This is a genomic window from Hymenobacter sp. GOD-10R (assembly GCF_035609205.1).
GTDB lineage: Bacteria > Bacteroidota > Bacteroidia > Cytophagales > Hymenobacteraceae > Hymenobacter.
On the sequence record NZ_CP141184.1, the window covers coordinates 3,366,250 to 3,385,188 of the forward strand.

The 18,939-nt window shown below is 55.6% G+C and carries 18 protein-coding genes and 1 pseudogene; 16 read left to right on the plus strand and 3 right to left on the minus strand.

Features of this window, described 5'->3' with window-relative positions; translation table 11 throughout:
• Position 1 precedes the first annotated feature (1 nt).
• The 3 genes from SD425_RS13520 (at position 2) to SD425_RS13530 (ending at position 2,953) form a co-directional block, all read left to right on the plus strand.
• Complete coding sequence (locus SD425_RS13520; RefSeq protein WP_324679458.1) at positions 2-871, plus strand: OmpA family protein; 870 nt, start codon at positions 2-4, stop codon at positions 869-871.
• A gap of 4 nt (positions 872-875) precedes the next feature.
• Positions 876-1,355 carry a hypothetical protein gene (locus SD425_RS13525; RefSeq protein ID WP_324679460.1) on the plus strand — a complete coding sequence of 160 codons (480 nt, stop codon included), beginning with the start codon at positions 876-878 and terminating at the stop codon, positions 1,353-1,355.
• Between the two features lie 215 nt (positions 1,356-1,570).
• Positions 1,571-2,953 carry an ATP-binding protein gene (locus SD425_RS13530; RefSeq protein WP_324679462.1) on the plus strand — a complete coding sequence of 461 codons (1,383 nt, stop codon included), beginning with the start codon at positions 1,571-1,573 and terminating at the stop codon, positions 2,951-2,953.
• A gap of 82 nt (positions 2,954-3,035) precedes the next feature.
• Here SD425_RS13530 and SD425_RS13535 read toward each other — a convergent pair whose 3' ends face one another.
• Positions 3,036-4,364: a hypothetical protein gene (locus SD425_RS13535; protein ID WP_324679464.1), complete on the minus strand. Its 1,329-nt coding sequence runs from the start codon at positions 4,362-4,364 to the stop codon at positions 3,036-3,038.
• Positions 4,365-5,331: 967 nt separating this feature from the next.
• Positions 5,332-5,709 (minus strand): helix-turn-helix domain-containing protein, encoded by a 378-nt coding sequence (locus SD425_RS13540; protein WP_324679466.1) that lies wholly within the window; start codon positions 5,707-5,709, stop codon positions 5,332-5,334.
• A gap of 178 nt (positions 5,710-5,887) precedes the next feature.
• Here SD425_RS13540 and SD425_RS13545 point away from each other — a divergent pair, with 178 nt between their 5' ends.
• The 11 genes and pseudogenes from SD425_RS13545 (at position 5,888) to SD425_RS13595 (ending at position 16,790) form a co-directional block, all read left to right on the plus strand.
• Positions 5,888-6,634, plus strand: coding sequence for an SDR family NAD(P)-dependent oxidoreductase (locus SD425_RS13545; RefSeq protein WP_324679468.1), 747 nt, complete (start codon positions 5,888-5,890; stop codon positions 6,632-6,634).
• 149 nt (positions 6,635-6,783) lie between these two features.
• Positions 6,784-7,524, plus strand: a pseudogene (locus SD425_RS13550) (SDR family oxidoreductase).
• A 316-nt stretch (positions 7,525-7,840) separates the two neighbouring features.
• On the plus strand, positions 7,841-8,794 hold the full coding sequence (locus SD425_RS13555; RefSeq protein ID WP_324679470.1) for an AraC family transcriptional regulator: 954 nt from the start codon (positions 7,841-7,843) through the stop codon (positions 8,792-8,794).
• A gap of 301 nt (positions 8,795-9,095) precedes the next feature.
• Entirely contained in the window at positions 9,096-9,452 is a 357-nt protein-coding gene (locus tag SD425_RS13560) for a hypothetical protein (protein WP_324679472.1), read from the plus strand.
• A gap of 29 nt (positions 9,453-9,481) precedes the next feature.
• Positions 9,482-9,985 (plus strand): (2Fe-2S)-binding protein, encoded by a 504-nt coding sequence (locus SD425_RS13565; protein WP_324679474.1) that lies wholly within the window; start codon positions 9,482-9,484, stop codon positions 9,983-9,985.
• Positions 9,982-10,998 (plus strand): xanthine dehydrogenase family protein subunit M, encoded by a 1,017-nt coding sequence (locus SD425_RS13570; protein WP_324679476.1) that lies wholly within the window; start codon positions 9,982-9,984, stop codon positions 10,996-10,998. The genes SD425_RS13565 and SD425_RS13570 overlap by 4 nt, the downstream gene beginning before the upstream one ends.
• 11 nt (positions 10,999-11,009) lie before the next feature.
• Positions 11,010-13,331: a xanthine dehydrogenase family protein molybdopterin-binding subunit gene (locus SD425_RS13575; RefSeq protein WP_324679478.1), complete on the plus strand. Its 2,322-nt coding sequence runs from the start codon at positions 11,010-11,012 to the stop codon at positions 13,329-13,331.
• A 5-nt stretch (positions 13,332-13,336) separates the two neighbouring features.
• Positions 13,337-14,029 carry a hypothetical protein gene (locus tag SD425_RS13580; protein WP_324670476.1) on the plus strand — a complete coding sequence of 231 codons (693 nt, stop codon included), beginning with the start codon at positions 13,337-13,339 and terminating at the stop codon, positions 14,027-14,029.
• Positions 14,030-14,081: 52 nt separating this feature from the next.
• Entirely contained in the window at positions 14,082-14,675 is a 594-nt protein-coding gene (locus SD425_RS13585) for an antibiotic biosynthesis monooxygenase (protein ID WP_324670477.1), read from the plus strand.
• Between the two features lie 263 nt (positions 14,676-14,938).
• A complete protein-coding gene (locus SD425_RS13590) occupies positions 14,939-15,847 on the plus strand; it encodes a helix-turn-helix transcriptional regulator (RefSeq protein WP_324670478.1) in 909 nt (302 codons plus the stop codon).
• Positions 15,848-15,962: 115 nt separating this feature from the next.
• Entirely contained in the window at positions 15,963-16,790 is an 828-nt protein-coding gene (locus SD425_RS13595) for an SDR family oxidoreductase (protein WP_324670479.1), read from the plus strand.
• A gap of 87 nt (positions 16,791-16,877) precedes the next feature.
• On the opposite strand, the gene SD425_RS13600 is transcribed toward SD425_RS13595, so the two are convergent.
• Positions 16,878-17,885, minus strand: a complete 1,008-nt coding sequence (locus tag SD425_RS13600) for a hypothetical protein (protein ID WP_324670480.1) — start codon at positions 17,883-17,885, stop codon at positions 16,878-16,880.
• 324 nt (positions 17,886-18,209) lie between these two features.
• Here SD425_RS13600 and SD425_RS13605 point away from each other — a divergent pair, with 324 nt between their 5' ends.
• Together SD425_RS13605 and SD425_RS13610 are read left to right on the plus strand one after the other, a co-directional pair.
• On the plus strand, positions 18,210-18,716 hold the full coding sequence (locus SD425_RS13605; protein ID WP_324670481.1) for a sigma-70 family RNA polymerase sigma factor: 507 nt from the start codon (positions 18,210-18,212) through the stop codon (positions 18,714-18,716).
• A complete protein-coding gene (locus SD425_RS13610) occupies positions 18,713-18,916 on the plus strand; it encodes a hypothetical protein (protein ID WP_324670482.1) in 204 nt (67 codons plus the stop codon). Before SD425_RS13605 ends, SD425_RS13610 begins: the two co-directional genes overlap by 4 nt.
• Positions 18,917-18,939 lie beyond the last annotated feature (23 nt).

Consider the following 18,939-nt stretch of genomic DNA (forward strand, 5'->3'; position numbering starts at 1 on the left):
CATGAGTAAAGCACTGTTATGGTGGTTATTAAGCTTTTGGGTAAGCGGGTCAGTCGTGACGCATGTGGTATATATCAAGCACATCGGCTGGACGGAAACGGCGCGGCTTGCTCCTATTCAGGTGATCAACATCCCCCGGCGGCAATTGCTGCTGCCGGGGGCTTTGTTTGCCCGCGCCCAGACGGCGCTAGCCCCGACCGCCCACCTACCGCTGGCGCAAACAGGCGCCTACCTGCATCTGCACCCAAGCTACCAGCTAACCGTGACGGGAACGTATACCCGCAGCGAAGCTTCGGCTACTGTAGTCCCTGACCTAGGTCGGTCCCGCGCCGCGGCTGTAGCAACGTACTTGGGGAAAGAGGGTGCATCCGCCCACCAGCTGCGCATCCGCAGCCAGCGTGACGATGCACTCCGGTTTGCAGACGATTCAACAGGTGCGTTGGTATTCGCGCTTGATTCGGTAGTAGTGCCACCGGTATCGAGTCCCGTTACGGTACAGAGGTTAGCCAACACGCAGCAGTACATCAGTCTGCGCCACCCAATGGAACTGTACTTTCCCCTAGGCAGCGTGAACTTCCTACAGACATCCCAGAACGACCGCTTTATCAAGGAAGCGGCGGCTTACTTACGCACGCATCCAAAGGCCTTTCTCCTGACTACCACGCACACCGACTCGCTTGGCCAGACTGGATGGAATCTGGATATGGCGCTGGCTCGAGCTACCGAGGTGAAAGCACACCTAACTAAACAAGGAATTCGGGCAGCGCAGATTCGAGTGGAACAACGTGGAGCGGCTAGCCCTATTGCGCCCAATCGGACGCCAGAAGGACGGCTGGCAAATCGTCGTGTATCCGTTGTGGTTCGTCCCTGATGCTATGTTTGAGCTGAACCCGTATCATCTCCCCTACGCTACCCCGCTGCATGTTCTAATGATGCTAGGCACGGCGTTATTGGCTTACGGCATTGGGCAAGTCGCTTGCCGGCAGAAACAACAACAGCTGAAGCAGCAACTACAGCAGCTTCAGCAGCAACTAGCCAAACGTCGGCAGCAACCCGTAGTGCCGCTTATACAAAACGAGCAGACAGGGAGTAATGATCTGGAAGAAATACTCGGTATCACCATCGCGGTGAAGTACATGCTCCAGCAAAACGGTATTCATACATTCAGCCAACTAGGGCAAGTATCTACCTGGACGATTCAACTCCTGGTCACTGAACACGGCCCTGTGAACTACCTCTACGATCCCGCCACGTGGCCCGCGCAGGCGCGCTTGGCTGCCGACAACCGCTGGCACGACCTGCGTACCTATCAGGAGCAACTGCGCCGGGGTGCCCTCACCGACCTGATTATGTAATTCTATCTACCTCATGCCCATGAACCCACTCGACCCTTACGTGGCCATCACGGAAATAGCTGTGCTGCTACTAGCCAGCTTCGGCATAGGTTACGGCTGGGCCTGCTGGCAAAATCGAATAATCATAAGTCGCCTAAAACAAGCCATACTAAGAGTAAAAGAGGAATTAACAAATAGTATATAATTCCTTATTTGCTAACTATACATATGCAACCATGGAGTCTTCAGATATCCTAGCAAATAGCCATACCATCAACGCAGAACTTGCTTGGCTTAAACTTGTAATCGATACGCGTTTTAAACTGTATTTTAAGAAATATTGCGATTATGAAGATATAAATGAAATAGAACAGCCAGATATCACTAAAGACCAATCCTACTATAGCCAGTTCATTATTGAACACGGATTAAACAATCTTGATAGGTTAATATTAATTCTAACGCTAACACCACATATTCAACCTCATATTCTCGATTATTTTTTTCTACGTAATAGCTCCTACGATCGAGATTTTACAGAGTTTGGTGGCACTAAAGCTAAGAACCATAGTGGCTTCCTCCCTACTGGAGAGACCATACTATTTTTATTAACAGGTGACAATCTTTTTGAACGTATTCGTGTTCAAACCTATCTACTTCATGAATCAATTTTGTTTCGTAATAAGATTATTCAAATAGGCATATCTAGTATCGAAGAGCCTTTCTTAAGTGCTCCAATATTCTTAACACCAGATTATGTATCATATCTCACAACTGGTGAACTAAGCAAGCCCAATTTCAGTCCCGACTTTCCAGCTAGTTTAGTCTATACACCTATGGATTGGGATGATCTAGTTGTAGATTACCAAATAATGTCGGAAATTATGGAAATCAAAGCTTGGATTGATAACGCCAATAATATTTTAAATGATCCGCACTTGAAAAAATATTTAAAACCTGGATATCGAGCACTATTTTACGGTCCACCAGGTACTGGCAAAACTCTAACGGCTAGTTTGCTTGGTCGTTCAACAAACTTAGATGTTTATAAAGTAGATTTGTCAATGCTAGTATCAAAATATATTGGTGAAACAGAGAAAAACCTAGGACGCGTATTTGATATGGCGCAGAACAGACAATGGATTTTATTTTTCGACGAAGCTGATGCGTTATTTAGTAAGCGAACAGAAACCGCATCATCTAATGACCGTTATGCTAATCAAGAAGTTGCTTATTTATTACAACGGATAGAAGAATTTCCCGGAGTAATTATTTTAGCTACTAATTTAAAGGACAATATTGACTCGGCCTTCATCAGGAGGTTTCAATCAATCATTTATTTTCCCACCCCCAACATTAATAAACGTACAAAGCTATGGAAGCAAGCATTCAATGGATCATATGAATTGCATAAAGATATAAATTTTGAGCTATTAGCTGAAAAATATGATATATCAGGTGGCGTCATTATTAATGTCCTGCGGTATTGCATACTTTCAGCTATGCAACATAAGCGAGCTATTCGTCAAGATGATATACTAACAGGATTAAAAAAAGAATTTTATAAAGAAGGAAAAACCTTAGAGCAAGTAGAAAAGGAGACTGAAAGGAAAAATTAGATCCTATAGCAATATTTTTTTGCAAAAAGTCTACTTGCTTCTTAAAACAACGCAAAAGTTACAATCTTCTATATTATCACACTTACTCCTGATTGAATAATGTATTATAAATTTCTTCTGCGCATTTTATTCTATGTTCATCAATTGTCTTTTTTATCTCATCCTGCTCAGAGCTACTGGGCATATTATTAGTATTCATATTTTTAATATTACGGTTGACATTAGCCCAAGACATATGTGATTGTCTCACGTCTTCAATAACTTTACTTATTTCTTTAATAAAGCTACTTTTATCTAATTTATATCTATTATCTCCCTGATTTTTACATAATTTTTTTATAACAGCGAATATATTTTCAAAATATGTTTTAAGTGGCTTTGTCGTTTTAAATGCTGAACCGTATTTTTTAATCAAATCTTCGTTTGTATAGAAATAACTCTCCCCTTGTTGAACTTTTTCTGTTCTAGCTTCTCCGCTAAAGTTTTTCAGTTTTTCAGCACCAATTTCTCTGGTACTTAAATCAGAATAAAAATTAGGCTCAGGAAAATAAACATAAGCAGGATTAGATTTAAAAAGTGCTATTCTTAGCAAGGTTTCATACTTATTGATATTGGCGACAATATCTTTTTGTTTATCATCTAACCTTTCATCGTTCATATCCCAATCGTAACCACCAGTAAAAATATTAAATTCTCCAGATGCTAACGATTTTATCAAAATCTTTACTTTATCTATGTTAGCAACATCGAGCAAAGGATCATTAATAACATCTATATCCATACCACGTACAGCTATTGATGCTCCATCTAGACTTTTATATACATACTGTGCTCCATCATCTAAAGTAAGTAGACTCCGACCGTCAAAAAAAGGATAATTATAGCTTACAGCCTGTCCTTCTGTTTGAGGCTGCGTATTTGTTGATGTCCATACGTAAGGAATTACTGTCCCTAACACGCCATTTAGCCCATTCTTTGTATCTTCTCTTTCTAAATAGCTAATCAATTTTGTAGCCGGGCCTTCTAAACCCTGCAGTTTACTTTCTACTTTCTTTCTTAAATCCTTGGTTTTATACTCATTTATATCAGAAGGAGAATGCTGATCGAATTTATCAACAGGAGCATTTAGCCCTATAATTATTGATATAACTATTTTATTTCCCTTGTTTACTTCTTTTATTTTATCTATTATTTGCTCTAATTCTTTGATTTTGTTAAGAGGAACATTTACTTCTATTACTATCTGAGGTATTTCTTTATTTACTTGTATACGTTTAGTTGTTTTTGCATCAGCCGTTTTAATAAAGAAGTAACCGGAGTCAAATGTATTGTTTGCTTTTTGAGATTTTTCGCCAGTTCTGTGTGAAGCTTTGGCTGTTTCACTCTTCGAATCACGAGCTGGTACTGACATAGGATTATATTGGTTTTTTAATAAGAAGAACACTAACCTGCAACAAATCACAAAGTCCTTATGTAACTGCTTAAAAATAAGACACTTATTTGATTTAGCAAAAGAAAGTGGCAGTTTATTTAACTATGCATTACGACCATACGTTTTAGTGAGCTTTATAATTCTTTGTCGGTTCATAGTAGCTTATTGTACTCAGGCATTCTTGTCTCGACGGATTAATCCGTTCTTCTGGCTTCAAGCGTGGTACCTAGGTTTAGTCTTGCCAAACAGCACACAAGTTTCCTCTACCCATTGAGACAGGTTTACTATCCTCTAGTTACAAGTTCCCCCAACTTCTGAATGGCCTCCTGCCCATAGCCATGGGCCACCATGGCTTCATACACTGCCGTGGACAAGCGTATCTCTCGCAGCAAGCAGCCTTCCTAGTCTTTGCTACCTGTTACCACCCAGCCCGACAATCCCTTTTGCGCGTGAGCATGGTGGTGAGGTTCCGCAATGCTTTCTGGTAGTGGCTCAGTAAGTGTTGGAGTGCTAACTTAAGTTGTTGGCTCAGTTCTTCTGTTAGCTGGGGCTGCTGTTAGCTCAGCGTGTAGCCGAGCCGCAGTGCTTTGCGCAATTGCTCCACGGCACCTCGCGCGGCCATCCAGAGCTGGTTCGTGACGCGGCCCTGTATATACCGCAGAAGGAGTGCACCGCCAAGATAAATGAGCCCATATTCTTAGCAAACTGACACACCACCTACGTTTCCAGCGACTGGCGGGACCAGTCGCTGGAAATGCAAACGAGTCTCCTGCTTCTTAATCCGTGCTAGCCACATTTCGACTTCAATGGAGTCAGCCGGCACGGGCAGCAGGTGCAGCGCGATGAGAGCCGCTTACGCAAAGACCATATGCGAAGAACCATCCAGGCCTATGTGCAGCAAAAGAATGAGGACCCACTAGTGCTTGGCACTGGTAATCTGAAAAGACTAGCTCTCAGTTACGTTCGGGGCACCAGGTGAGGCCGCAAGCAGCGGTTCCAGGGTGGCTCGGTGCTCATTACCCCATTGCTCCATCACGTCAATTACGGGCAGCAGCGACTCTCCCAACTGGGTGAGGTGGTACTCTACTTTGGGAGGAAGCTGCGGAAAGATGGTTTTGCCAATCAGGCCGTGCTGCTCTAGCTCGTTGAGCTGGATGGTGAGCACCCGCCGGGTTGCACTAGGGATGGACCGCTGTAAATCGCTCGGGCGCCGCACGCCGCGGGCAATAAAGTGAAGCAGCGTTGACTTCCACTTTCCATGCAGCACTTCCTTAGTCAAGACCACCCCGCAATCTAGGGTACGTTCTATTTTTTTCTGATACATAGGTAGTAGGGTTGACGACGGCACGGGTGCCAGCGCGGCACAGAGAACAAAACAGCCCAATGCGCTAAAGTTATCAGTACCCGAATAACTTTTCCCGTGTTGCCTGCCCTATTCCCCTTCCAGACCTTTGTTGCGCCGGCGAGACATTGCCTAGGCATTCCATCTTAACTATAAAGCAATGAAAGGTTTATCAAATAAAGCCGCCTTCGTCACGGGAGGTAGCCGGGGTATTGGCGCCGGGATTGTGCGGGCCTTAGCCGCTGAAGGCGTGCGCGTGGCTTTTACTTACGTGCGGGGCGTGGAACCAGCTCAGGCGCTGGTTTCAGAACTAGCACTGGCCGGCGCCCAAGTACTGGCCCTGCAAGCCGATACAGCCCAGCCCATTGAAGTTCAACAAGCCATCAGCACGGCAGTAGCGCACTTTGGCCAGTTGGATATTCTGGTCAACAACGCCGGTGTATACGTGCACAGCCCGGTCGATGAGGCTGCGCCCGATGAGGAGGCCCTAGCCCACCTGTGGCAGGTCAATACCTACGGCACCGCCCAGACGGTGCGGGCGGCCGTTCAGCACATGGCCCCAGGTGGGCGCATTATCACCATTGGGTCGGGGTCAAATATTCGCACTCCGTATGCTGGTACTAGTGACTACGCGGCCTCGAAAGGCGCGCTGGCTGCCTACACTCGCGGCTGGGCCCGCGACCTAGCTCCGCGCCACATTACGGCTAATATCATCCAGCCAGGCCTCATCGATACGGACATGACCCCAACTGACCCTGCAACGGTGGCTAGCCTGCTGCAACCTATTGCCCTAGGCCGGTTTGGCACAGCGCAGGAAGTAGGCGAAGTGGTTGCCTTTCTGGCCAGTGAGGCGGCCGGCTACATTACGGGCGCCACCCTGAACGTGGATGGCGGCTGGTCGGTCTAGCTAGTCAGTGCTGAGGTGAGCATCAGCTAGGACTGGCACTCAAAAGTGCAAGATGCCGCTAGCATATCGCAAGATGCCGCAAAACGTGCTATTACTGACCTCGTTTGAGCAAAGGATAACTTTTTCTTCACTTCTACACGCCGTTTCTTGTGCCAGTCTTAAGCGATAAAGTAGTCCTCATCACCGGTTCTTCGCGCGGCATTGGCGCGGCCATTGCCCACGCCGCCTTTCAAGCTGGAGCCCAGGTTATCGTCAACTACGCCGGGAGTCAAGCCGAAGCCGAGGCCGTAGTGGCCGCTATCGAACAAGCTGGTGGACAAGCCCTAGCCGTGCAGGCCGATGTGAGCCAGGCAGGTGATGTGCGCCGCTTATTTGCCGAGGCCATTGCTCGCTTCGGCCGGGTGGATGTGCTGGTGAATAACGCCGGTATCATGAAGCTGAGCTTGCTGAAGGACACCACCGACGAGGACTTGCAGCGCACCCTAGCCATCAACGTGACGGGCGTGTTCAACACTCTGCGTGAGGCGGCTACGAAATTAGCCGACGGAGGTAGCATCATCAATTTCTCCAGCTCCGTGACACGGCTCATGTTGCCCACCTACGCGGCATAATGCGCCAGCAAAGGCGCTGTGGAGCAGCTCACGCGCGTGTTTGCCAAAGAAATGGGCGGGCGCGGCATCCGCGTCAATAGCATCTCGCCTGGGCCAGTCAATACGGAACTCTTCACGAAGGGCAAGCCACAGGAGGTGATTGACCGTCTAGGGGCGATGGCAGCATTCAACCGCATCGGTGAGCCGGAAGACATCGCCCGCATGGTGCTGCTGCTAGCCAGCGACGAGAGCAGCTGGGTTACGGGCCAGAACATCGGGGCTAACGGCGGCTTTGCTTAATCTACCGTCTGGTTCACAAGCGCTTGCCGAGCGTTTCTTCTGCTCTTTAAACATGTTGCCTTATGTGAAATGAGAAAGAAATAACCCAACGCAGCCTATGAGCTAAGCAACCCAGACTCTCTGTGAAAGTCGGGGCTGCTTACCGAAACAAACTGGTACTTTGATGGCTGCTAGATACACAAGTAGTCTGCTACATGGCGTAGCTTACACCGACTGAGAGCGACTAACTTGCTCATTGTCGACAACCCTACCTCGACAAAGTCGAACTACCTAGCCAGTATTCACTTTATTGAAAACTCTCGCACCTTAGCGTTCTATGACTTTCTCTGGTAATGTCAACACGCTTCGGTACGATGACCGAGCGCCCAAAACGCCTCAATCGTTTCATCCTGCCTTTACTGAAGCTAGCCCTAGGCAAACCAGCTTGCTAGGCGAGCAGCGCTGGCCCCAGCTGGCCGTGCAGCTGTTTGCCGAGCCGGCGTGTATCGAACTAACGAACCTGCTGCCACCTAGTCAATTGCGCCTGATGTTGCTGCTGTCGGGCACTACCAATATGCAGGTGCGCAGCAACGGCCACACGCTAAGCTACATTTCGCGGCCCGGCACGGTAAAGCTTACGACGCCGCACCACCAGCCCTACGAGATGCAGTGGGCGGCCCTCACCCCCGCCCCTATCCGCACGGCTCACCTGTACTTGCCACCAACACTACTAGCTCGCACGGCCGAAACGGCTGGCCTCAATCCGGCCCGGGTGGAAGTAGCCGAGGGCTGCAATATTCCCGACCCGCTGCTCTATCAGCTGAGTTATACGCTGGCGCAAGAAGTGGCCGCTACCCCCGGACCGGAAAGCTTGTTTGCCGAAAGTGCCACGCAACTACTGGCGGCGCAGCTGCTGCGCCGCCACTGTGCCTTCTCGCACGTGTTGCCCGACCGCCGCGGCAAACTGACGCCTGCCCAACTGCAACGGGTGCGCGACTACGTACAGGCCCACCTAGGTGTCGTTATCCGCCTGGAGAACTTGGCGGAACTAGTGTTTCTGAGTTCATACCATTTCTGCCGCGTTTTTAAGCGCACTACCGGGCTCACGCCCAACCAATTTCTAATCAATGAACGCATGGTGCGCGCCACTGAGCTGCTGCGCAACTCTGACCTGAGCGTGAAGCAGGTGGCCGCCACCGTCGGGTATAGTAGCCATGCGCATTTCACGCAGCTTTATGCCCGCCACACGGGCCAGCTACCAGTGAGCATCACCCGCCAGCGCCCAGCGTAAGGCCTGGCTGCCGAGCAGCTTTCAAAAAACGCAAGAACGCAACAGCAAGGCGCAATATTCCACAAATATCCCTGTAGGATAAGTAGTTAAGCAATCAGTAGTTTTGCTTGCTCTCCCTGCTTAGCTGATAAGTTAAGCGGCCGACCTGCCTTCGCGGCTGGTCAAAGCGGAGCTGTTTCCAAAAGACAAGTTGCAAAGGAAGTTGCTAGTTAATGAGGCCAAGGCACTGGTGGCATTCTCGGAGTCAGCCTGCCCAACGGTTGTCAGCTTCTCCTAGTGCGTTTCTACTTTCTTATCCTAAATGGCCCTTTTTCTGAAACTAGTGGCTGCCGGACTACTGGTGGCCAGTGCCGCATTGAGCGCTCGGCAGGGCTGGGCCATGCTGCAGGGGCGCCCAGCCGTGGTGGCGCTGCTCGAGCCGCTGGGCATGAGTCGGTCAGGGCAAGTGGCGCTGGGCGCGGTCGTGTTGCTTGGAGCGGTGGGTACGCTGCTGCCGGCCACATTTTGGGCGGGCGGCTACACATCGGCGGCTTGCATCCTACTCATTCTCACGTTGCAGCTCACGCATCACAACCTGCCGGGCGCGGCGGCCGAGGTGCCGTTTTTGCTGCTGGCGCTACTGGTGCTATACCTAGGCCATCCGCTGGCGCGGTACTAGTTGGTTTCTCACACTTTTTCTAGCTGTCTATGCCTGAAGTCTTTCCTTTTAGTCAGGCGCCAGTACCCGTGGCGTTGACTATCAATGGCCACTTGCACGAGCTGGCTGTGGAGCCGCGCACCACCCTACTCGACTTGTTGCGCGAGCACCTGGGGCTGATGGGCACCAAGAAAGGCTGCGACCATGGGCAGTGCGGCGCCTGCACCGTGCTGCTCAACGGTGAGCGGCGGGTAAGCTGCCTGACGTTAGCCGTGAGCCACGACGAAGCCACCGTCACCACAGTGGAGGGCCTAGCCGAGGGCGATGTGCTGAGTCCGTTGCAGCAGGCCTTCTTGGATTACGACGCCTACCAGTGCGGCTACTGCACGCCCGGCCAGCTGTGCTCGGCCCAGGGCCTGCTCCACGAAGGTCATGCCCGCACCCGCGACGAGGTGCGCGAGCTGATGAGCGGCAACCTCTGCCGCTGCGGTGCTTACCCCCACATCACCGATGCCATCCTCTCCGTTCTCCTCACCCAGCAGCCCGCCCCATGAGAAACTTTGGCTACTTCCGCACCACCTCGGCTGCCGAGGCTGTGCAAGCCGGCACGACCCCGCAGGTGCACATCCTCGCCGGCGGCACCAACTTGGTGGACTTGCTCAAATACCGCATCGAGCAGCCCGCGGCGCTGGTGGACATCAACCGCCTGCCCTGGCACGACATCGAGGAACTGCCCGACGGCGGGCTACGGCTAGGGGCCCTCACCACCAATGCCGCCACGGCGTACGATGTGCGAGTGCGGGCCCGTTACCCGCTGCTCAGCAGCGCTATCCTGGCCGGAGCCAGCGCGCAGTTGCGCAATGCGGCCACCAACGGCGGCAACCTCAACCAGCGTACCCGTTGCCCCTATTTCTACGATGTGGCGGCCGCCTGCAACAAGCGGACGCCCGGCAGCGGCTGCGCGGCCATCGGGGGCCACAACCGGGACCTAGCCATCTTGGGTGCCAGCGAAAGTTGTATCGCCACCTTCCCTTCCGATATGGCTGTGGCGCTGCGAGTACTCGAGGCACAAGTGCGCCTACTGGGGCCGGACGGGGAGCGGGTTGTACCCATTGCCGACTACCACCGCTTGCCCGGCGCCGAGCCGTGGCGCGACAACAACCTACTGCCCGGCGAGTTGGTAACGGCCATCGACCTGCCGCCCAGCGACTTCGGGCAGCACTACACCTACCTCAAAATTCGCGACCGGCTCTCGTACGCCTTTGCGCTGGTGTCGGTGGCCGTGGCCATGCGCCTCGACGAAGCTGGCCGTATCCAGGAGGCCCGAATAGCTCTAGGGGGCGTGGCGCCCAAGCCCTGGCGCGTGGCCAGCGCCGAGGCTGTGCTGGAGGGTCAACTTCCCAGTGCCGAGGCATTTGGGGTGGCGGCCGATGAGTTGCTAGCCGGGGCCCTAGGGCAGGGCGAAAACGATTTCAAGCTGACGTTGGCGCGGCGCACCATTGTGCGCGCCTGCCAGCAGGCCGCCGCCGGCACCCCGCAGTCGCAGTCCGACAAACACATCCGCTAAGCCTTTTCCTTATGGTATCTAACTCCCCCAAGCCCACCGGCGCCGAGCTACCCCCACTGCCGGCGCCTGGCAGCCCGCGCCGGCTGGAAGGCCGCGACAAACTCACCGGGCGCGCCCGCTACGCCGGCGACTTCACTCCTGACCTGACAGGCGGGGTACTCGACGCGGCCGTGGTCGTAACTAGCACCCAAGCCACGGGCCGCATCCTGCACATTGACGCCAGCGCAGCCCGCCAGCTGCCGGGCGTGCGCCTCATCCTCACCCACGAAAATGCGCCCCGCCTCCACACTGTGCTGGCTACCAACGGGGCCGAAATCGGGAATTTGCTACCCTTGCAGGACGACCAGCTGCACTACTACGGGCAGGCCGTGGCCGTAGTAGTGGCCGACACGCTCGCCACCGCCCGCGACGCGGCGGCGCTGGTGCACATCACATACTCGCCGCCCGACCTAGGGGCCGCCTTTACGCTGGCGCAGGGCCGCGGTCGGGCCGCAGACGTGAAAAAAGTAGGAGCAGGCGACCCCGGCCAGGTGCAGGTCGGCCACCCCGAAAAGGCGTTTGCCGCTGCCTCGCACCAGGTAGATATGACCTTCAACACGGCGGCCCACCACCACAATGCCATGGAGCCGGGCGCCATCGTAGCGGCTTGGGAGGCCGACGGAGGACTCACGGTGCACCTGCCCACCCAGTTCAGCTACGGCGACGCTGTGATTCTGGGCGAGGCGTTTGGGTTCGGGCTGAAAGAGCGGCTGCCCAACATTGTGGCGCAGGTGCTGGGCGGCATTGAGTTTCACCACAAAGTGCGGGTAATTTCTACGATGACGGGCGGGGCCTTCGGCAGCAAAAACGCTAATGTGCACCTGCTGCTAGCTCCCATGGCCGCCAAACTAACTGGCCGGCCTGTGAAGCTGGTGCTCGACCGCGCCCAAACCTTCACCCTGATGCCCTTTCGGGGCGAGATGCACCAGCGCATCCGGCTGGGGGCCGATGCTGAGGGCCGCTTGCAAGCCGTGCTACACGACGCGCTGCTGGCCAAGGGCACGGCCGGGCAGTTTGTGGCGCCCATCGGTGAAGGAACCACGAAAGTGTACGCCACGCCCAACCTAGGTTTGCACGTGCAGGCCGCCGCCCTCGACACCAACGCCCCCGGCTGGATGCGCGGCCCCGGCGCGCCCAACGGCCAGTTTGCCCTCGAAAGCGCGCTCGATACCCTGGCCCACCAGCTCGGCCTCGACCCGCTCGAAATCCGCCTGCGCAACTACGCCGAGACGGAGCCGGATACCGGCAAAGAATGGTCGAGCAAGGCGCTGCGGGAGTGCTACACCCAAGGGGCAGCGCGCGTGGGCTGGCATCAGCGCAACCCGCAAGTAGGCAGCATGCGCGCAGCAAACGGCCGGCTGCTCGGCTACGGCATGGCCACGGCCATCTATCCCACCCTTCAGCTGCCGGCCCGCGCCCGCGTGGTGCTAGGTACCGATGGCCGCGCCGTAGTGCAAACGGCCAACCACGAAATCGGCCAGGGCATGATCACGGCTTTCACCCAATTGGCTGCCGAAACCCTCGGGCTGCCCCTAGAACACGTGCGCCTAGAGTGGGGCGACACCCGCCTACCCTACGGCGGCATGACCGTGGGCTCAATGACTACGCTCAGCGGCGGGGCGGCCATCCAAGAAGCGGCCCAGCAGGTGCAAAAAACGTTGCTTCAGCGCGTAGTAGCCGATAAAGCCTCGCCGCTGCTCGGCCTTGCCGCCGACCAATTGCGGGTAGAAAACGGGCGCATCGTAGCACCCAACGGGGCTAGCGAAACCGTGGCCGCGGCCATGGCTCGCCACCCCGAGGCACCCATTCAGGAAGAAGCTACTACCGGGCGCACCATGGGCCATAGCAGCTATGGCCGCGAGGCGTTCGGGGCCGAGTTCGCCGTGGTGAGCGTGGACCCCGATACTATGCACGTGCAGGTAGAGCGACTGGTAGGCGCCTTTGCCGGAGGGCGCATCCTCAATCCTTTGCTGGTGCGCAGCCAACTGATGGGCAGCATGGTATGGGGCCTAGGCCAGGCTCTGCTAGAGCAAACAGAGATGGACGAGCGCACCGGTCACTGGACCAACGACAGCCTGGGCGAAGCCCTGATTCCCACCAATGCCGACGTGGCCGACATCGACATCATCTTGGTGGAGGAAGACGACAGCCGGGGCCACCCCCTAGGGGTAAAAGGCCTAGGCGAGCTAGGTATTACGGGCGTAGCGGCGGCCATTGCCAACGCCATTTTCCACGCCACCGGCCAGCGCATCACTTCCCTGCCCATTACCCTCGACAAGCTACTGGGCACCTAGTTGCCATGCGCCACTTCTTACTAACTAGTGCTTTGCTTGGTCTGGCGCCACAACCAGGAGCTAGCCACGCGCAGCAGCAAGCCGACTTAGTGAGTTGGAATTGGGTGAGTGCCAAATGGCACCCCGACAGCAGCCGTTGGGCGCTGGAAGTTTCACCTAATTACGTGGCCTATGAGAACCTGACGCGCACGTTTTTGCGGGTGGGCTTGGGCCGGGTCAGCTACACCGTACCTTGGCAGCAGCTCACCTGCTCACTGGTATACGTGACGGGGCTGGCCGACCAACAGGGCACTGCCCAGCTAGCTCAGTTGCAAGTGGGCCAAGAATTGACCACCCGGACTCTGCACCCACGCTGGCAGCTCACGCTCGACCGTCTCTGGTTTACGCCACTGCGCTACGAGGGGCGGCAGCGGCAGCCCACCTACCGGCTTCGCACCCTGGTGGATATGGTGCCCAGGCTCAGCCCGCACCTAAGCTTGGTGCTCAACACCGAGCCGTTTGTGTATCGCACCGACACCGGGCTGCAAGAGGTGCGCTCCCAAATCGGTGTGCAGTTTCAACCCACGACTGGCATCACGGTGCAAGCGCTCTATTGGAATTGGTGGGCGAGCTACGAGCCGCGGCGCGTGCACTGGCAGCATACAGTGTTGCTCACGGCCACCTTTCTGCTTCCTAAAATGCACCAGCCAAGCCAATAGACAGGACCTAGCAATTCATACCAGTTTCACTGTCATCCCAGCAAGAAAGCTTATGCATTCTTCCAGCCCTACCCTCTCGTCCTCGCAAACAGCCGCTGATATAAAGTGGTACGTTAAAGCTGGTTCGGAGACGGCGCTGGAAGAAGTGGCGCAGGCAACGCTGCGAGCCGCCAGCACTTCCCCGGGTTTTATGGGTGGCCACCTGCTCCAGCCTACACCCGACGCGGTCAGTGGCGAATGGCAGCTCATCTTGCAGTTTACCACGCCCGAAGAGCTACGCGCCTGGCAAACCTCGACCCTCTGCCGCGCCTGCAAAGCCCAAAGCGACGTCTTGACGGTGGGCGCAGCGCGGGTGCAGCGCATCAACGGGTTAGAAGGGTGGTTTACGGGTGCGAACCGCGGCGTAGCAGGCACCCCGCCCAAGTGGAAAATGGCGCTGGTCACGATGCTAGGCATTTACCCGACGATTAGGCTGGTACCCATGCTACTCGAGCCAGTCGTAGTTTCCTGGCCGCCGTGGCTCGGCAGTTTGGCTGTCACGAGCGTCGTAATGGTGCTGATGACGTGGCTAATTATGCCGTTCTTAACGCACCTGTTCAAAGGTTGGCTTTATGCAACGCCCTCAACAGATACGTTGGATGCGTAGTTGGCTAGAGACATTATCTCAGCGCTGTGCTCACGGCGTTTATTTCACATTCGCCTAAACCTCAACCGTTGCTTTCAGCTTGATACGCAAGCAGGAACCTCGTTTTACTGATGAATTTGTCAGGCCGTCATACTGAGCTTGTCGAAGCATCTCGCGTGCACTGGTAAACCCTAGTGATTGGAGTTACTACTGCACGCGAGATGCTTCGGCAGGCTCAGCATGACGGCGAGGTTTGAATTCATAGACTTACCTAAACAGCTTCGATGATACACCAGCAGAAGTTGGCCGACTATTACGCCCATCAGCCCGCACAATTGTTCAGGGCTACTTGGCCGAGCGGGGGGCACTTTCGAGCGTGGCGGCTAGAGGACTTTCTCGCTGACTTTGAGCTGATGGGCGTTTATAGCCGCAAGGACTTTTTCAAAGTCACCCTCAGCACCGGGCCCTCGACCTACCACTACGCCCACCAGCGCCTAGAGCTAGCCCTCGAAGAGCCCGCGCTGGTGTTTACCAACACGCAGATACCCTACGCCTGGGAGCTGCCCGCCGATGCCACCTGCCGGGGCTATTGCTGCGTTTTCACAGAGGAATTTGTGCCAACGCGCACGCTCATGCGGCCGGCCGATTGGGCCGTTTTTGCGGCCGACCGACCTAGCTTTTTCCGCCTCACGCCCGACCAGCACGCCGGCTTTGTGCGCTTGTTCGAGCAAATGCTGGCTGAGCAGGATTCCGACTACCCCGCCAAGGACGAGCTGCTGTACCACTACCTGATGACGTGCATCCACGGGGCACTGAAACTGGCTCCCGTGGAAGAAGCGCGCACCACCAGCGGCCCCGAGCGCCTGGTTGCGGCCTTCCACGCGCTGCTAGCCCGCCAGTACCCCATCGTGACCCCGGCCCGACGCCTGGAGCTGCGCACGCCTGCCGATTTTGCCGACCGCCTGGCCGTGCACGTCAACTACCTTAACCGTGTGCTGAAGGCCGCCACCGGCAAGTCCACGTCCCACCTGTTGGCTGAGCGCCTGGTGCAGGAGGCTCGCACCTTGCTGCTGCATACCGACTGGCCCATTAGCCGCATCGGCTACTGCCTTGGCTTCGAGGAGCCCACGCATTTCGCCCAACTGTTTCGCAAAGTGGCCGGCTGCGCGCCCTCCGCCTTGCGGCAGGTTTGATTGGCGTCGGCATTGGTTTGATTGGCGTTAGCAGGCCCGTAGGGAGCTAGGATACTTTTGTGGAGCAAACGGGACCTCTGCCCCTGAGTCAATCAACGCACTGATTAACAGCCCTATGAAAACCTGGTTTATCACCGGCACTTCCGCCGGCTTCGGCCGCCTCCTGACCGAAAAACTCCTGGCCCGCGGCGAGCGAGTGGCCGCCACGCTCCGCAAGCCCGACGCCCTTCACGACCTGAAAGCCCAGTACGGCGAGCAGCTCTGGGTGGCCGCGCTGGACGTAACCGACACGGCGGCCGTGCGCCGCGTCATCGGCCAGGCTTTCGCCGACCTAGGCCGCATCGACGTGGTGGTCAACAACGCCGCCTATGCCCTGTTCGGCGCGGGCGAAGAAGCCGACGACGAGCAAATTCAGCAGCAGCTAGCTACCAACCTGACTGGCTCCATGCAGGTTATCCGCGCCGCGCTGCCCCACTTGCGGGCCCAAGGCGGCGGGCGCATCCTCCAGCTTTCGTCTGAGGGCGGGCAGATTGCCTACCCTAATTTTGGCTACTATCACGCCACCAAGTGGGGCATCGAGGGCTTCGTGGAAGCCGTGGCCCAGGAAGTCGCGCCGTTCGGCATCGAGTTTACACTGGTCGAGCCCGGCCCAGCCCGCACGAACTTTGGCAGCGGGCTAGTCCATGCTACACCCCTGCCCGAATACGAGACTACGCCCGCCGGCGACGTCCGGCGCGGCGTGAGCAACGGCAGCTTTGCCATAACCGGCGACCCGGTCAAAATGGTAGACGCCATGCTCGCTTCCGTAGATCAAAGCCCCGCTCCGCGGCGGCTAACGCTCGGGCGTGAGGCTTATACTAAAATCCGGGCAGCCTTGGTTCAGCGCCTAGCGGAGCTAGATGCGCAGCAAGCCGTGGCCTTCTCCACCGAGATAGACGAGTAAATAGAGGACTTGAATACCAATCAGGCCCCGTCATGCAGCATAGAACACTGCATAACGGGGCCTGATTCATATAAACCTAGACTGTCATCAGAGCACATCCAGCGTCAAAACCTGGCCTCCAATCTGTTGTAAGCGGGCGAAATAGGCGGCGGGCTCCAACAATTGGTAAGGGAAGTACAGCCCGGCCGGCACAGCCGGCTTGCCGTCGAGTCCTAGCAACCGCTCCAGGAGCATGGCTACGCCTAGCCCCGTCAGCGGCATTTGCCCCTGCGGGTGCACCACCGCGTGCCGGGTGCGCAGCGGTTGGCCTGCGTGGTCTTCTCCCGCCAGCTCAATGAGAATTTCGGTTGACATCGGCTCGCCCCGGCGGCGGGAAGAGCTCACGCCTAGGGCAAGCTTGAAGTGCACATTTGGCGCGCCGGTGGCCGTGGCCAGGCCTAGCACGTCGTAGACCGAGAAAGTCGACGCTTCCATGTCGGTGCCATCCACGGCGCGGAACGAGGTGCGGGCCTCATCGCCCACGCGCCACGTAAAGGCCCCGTCCTGGCGCGTGAGGGCCGCGGGCATAGTCTTGGTTTGACGCTCTAAGTCGGCATTAGCGGCCGGGCCGGCGGCATCCTGCTCGTCAAGCAAAGCGCCGATGGTGATGTTGTGCACCCGCCCAAACGCCTTAGCGAACTCTAGCGTGGGAATGGTGGTGGCTCCTACTAGCCATTCCGTACCCAAGACGACCGGCGCAGCCTGCGGCTGGTGGATGTAAGCCGCCACCTCGGGGCCCATCTCGATGATGCCAGGCGAAATACTCAGGTACGGCACGCCACGGGCCTGAGCAAAACGGAGTGCCGCAATTTTGTCGTCCGTAAACAACACGACTACCGCACTGACCGGCCGCTCACCGAGCCCTAGGTCAGCAGTGTCGAGGTTTAACGCCACGCCCTCCGCCCCGGCATTTTCGGCCGCAGCTTCCCGGGCCCTAGCTAGGTCACGCCCCCCGAGCAGGAGGGGCACCTTAGGGTGCGCGGCGTGCAGCAAACGGGCCGCCCACCGCCCGACAATACCAGAACCACCGACTAAGAGAATGGGAGCTAATGCCATAGTACTCGTTGTTCGTTAATATAACTAGAACCCAATCTAGCGTTTACGGTGTGGCTGGACTAGTAAGCTGAGAAAATTCATCGTAAACGGCGCTGTCCATGATGGCAATGAGCAGCTCCAGAAACGATAAGCCAAACAGGCTATCTATAGCGCCCATGGCAGCCAGATACAGCTAGGTGACAACCCGTTGCTAAGTCGAGATAGTGCGGGCCGGCTTTGTGGTAACGTGATGTATTTTCCTCCCAAAAAATATTTTTTGGTCGCGTGTGACTTTTTACTGGCTTCTAGCGACTAATATTTCTGTCCGCCTTCCTCTCTTTTCTCGTGTCGTCCGCCGCGCTCCAGCAGGAATTTCTCCGCCTTTTATCGACGCAACAACGGCGCCTACATAGCCTGTGTCGTTTCTACTACCCGCGGGTGGAGGATCGGCAGGATGCTTTTCAGGAAATCGTGCTGCAACTCTGGAAGTCGTACCCTTCTTTCAAAGCCGCCGCTCAAGTATCCACCTGGATGTACCGGGTGGCGCTCAACACCATTTTTTCGCGTCTCCGCCACGAGAAAGCCCAGCCGGAATATGTACGCTGGAGCGAGCAGCTGCAGCACCTTCCCAACCCCGAAGACACGACTGCTCCTGCGGACGCGGTTTACTTCTTAGAAGAAGCGATTCACCAACTCTCGGCGGTAGACAAAGCCCTGATATTACTACACTTGGAAGGCCACTCTTACCAAGAGATAGCAACTCTTTTAGACCTGAGCACCACGAATGTCAGCACCCGGCTTTATCGCCTCAAAGGGAAGCTGGAAAAGTACCTGAAGCTGCAATTGCTATGAACCGAGAAGAACTTACCTCCTTATGGGAAGCCCACAAGCAGCACGTGGAGCAACAAGACCTCTGGAGCGAGGCCCAACTCGCCGCCCTGCTGCCGTCCTCTAGCCCTAGCACTCCTAGCACGCGCTGGGCACTACGTCCAAAGCGGGTGCTGCTGCAGTTGTGTCTCGTGCTCCTGTCCTTCGGTTTCAGCGGCTGCTAATGGAGCGGGGACTGCCCTTTGCG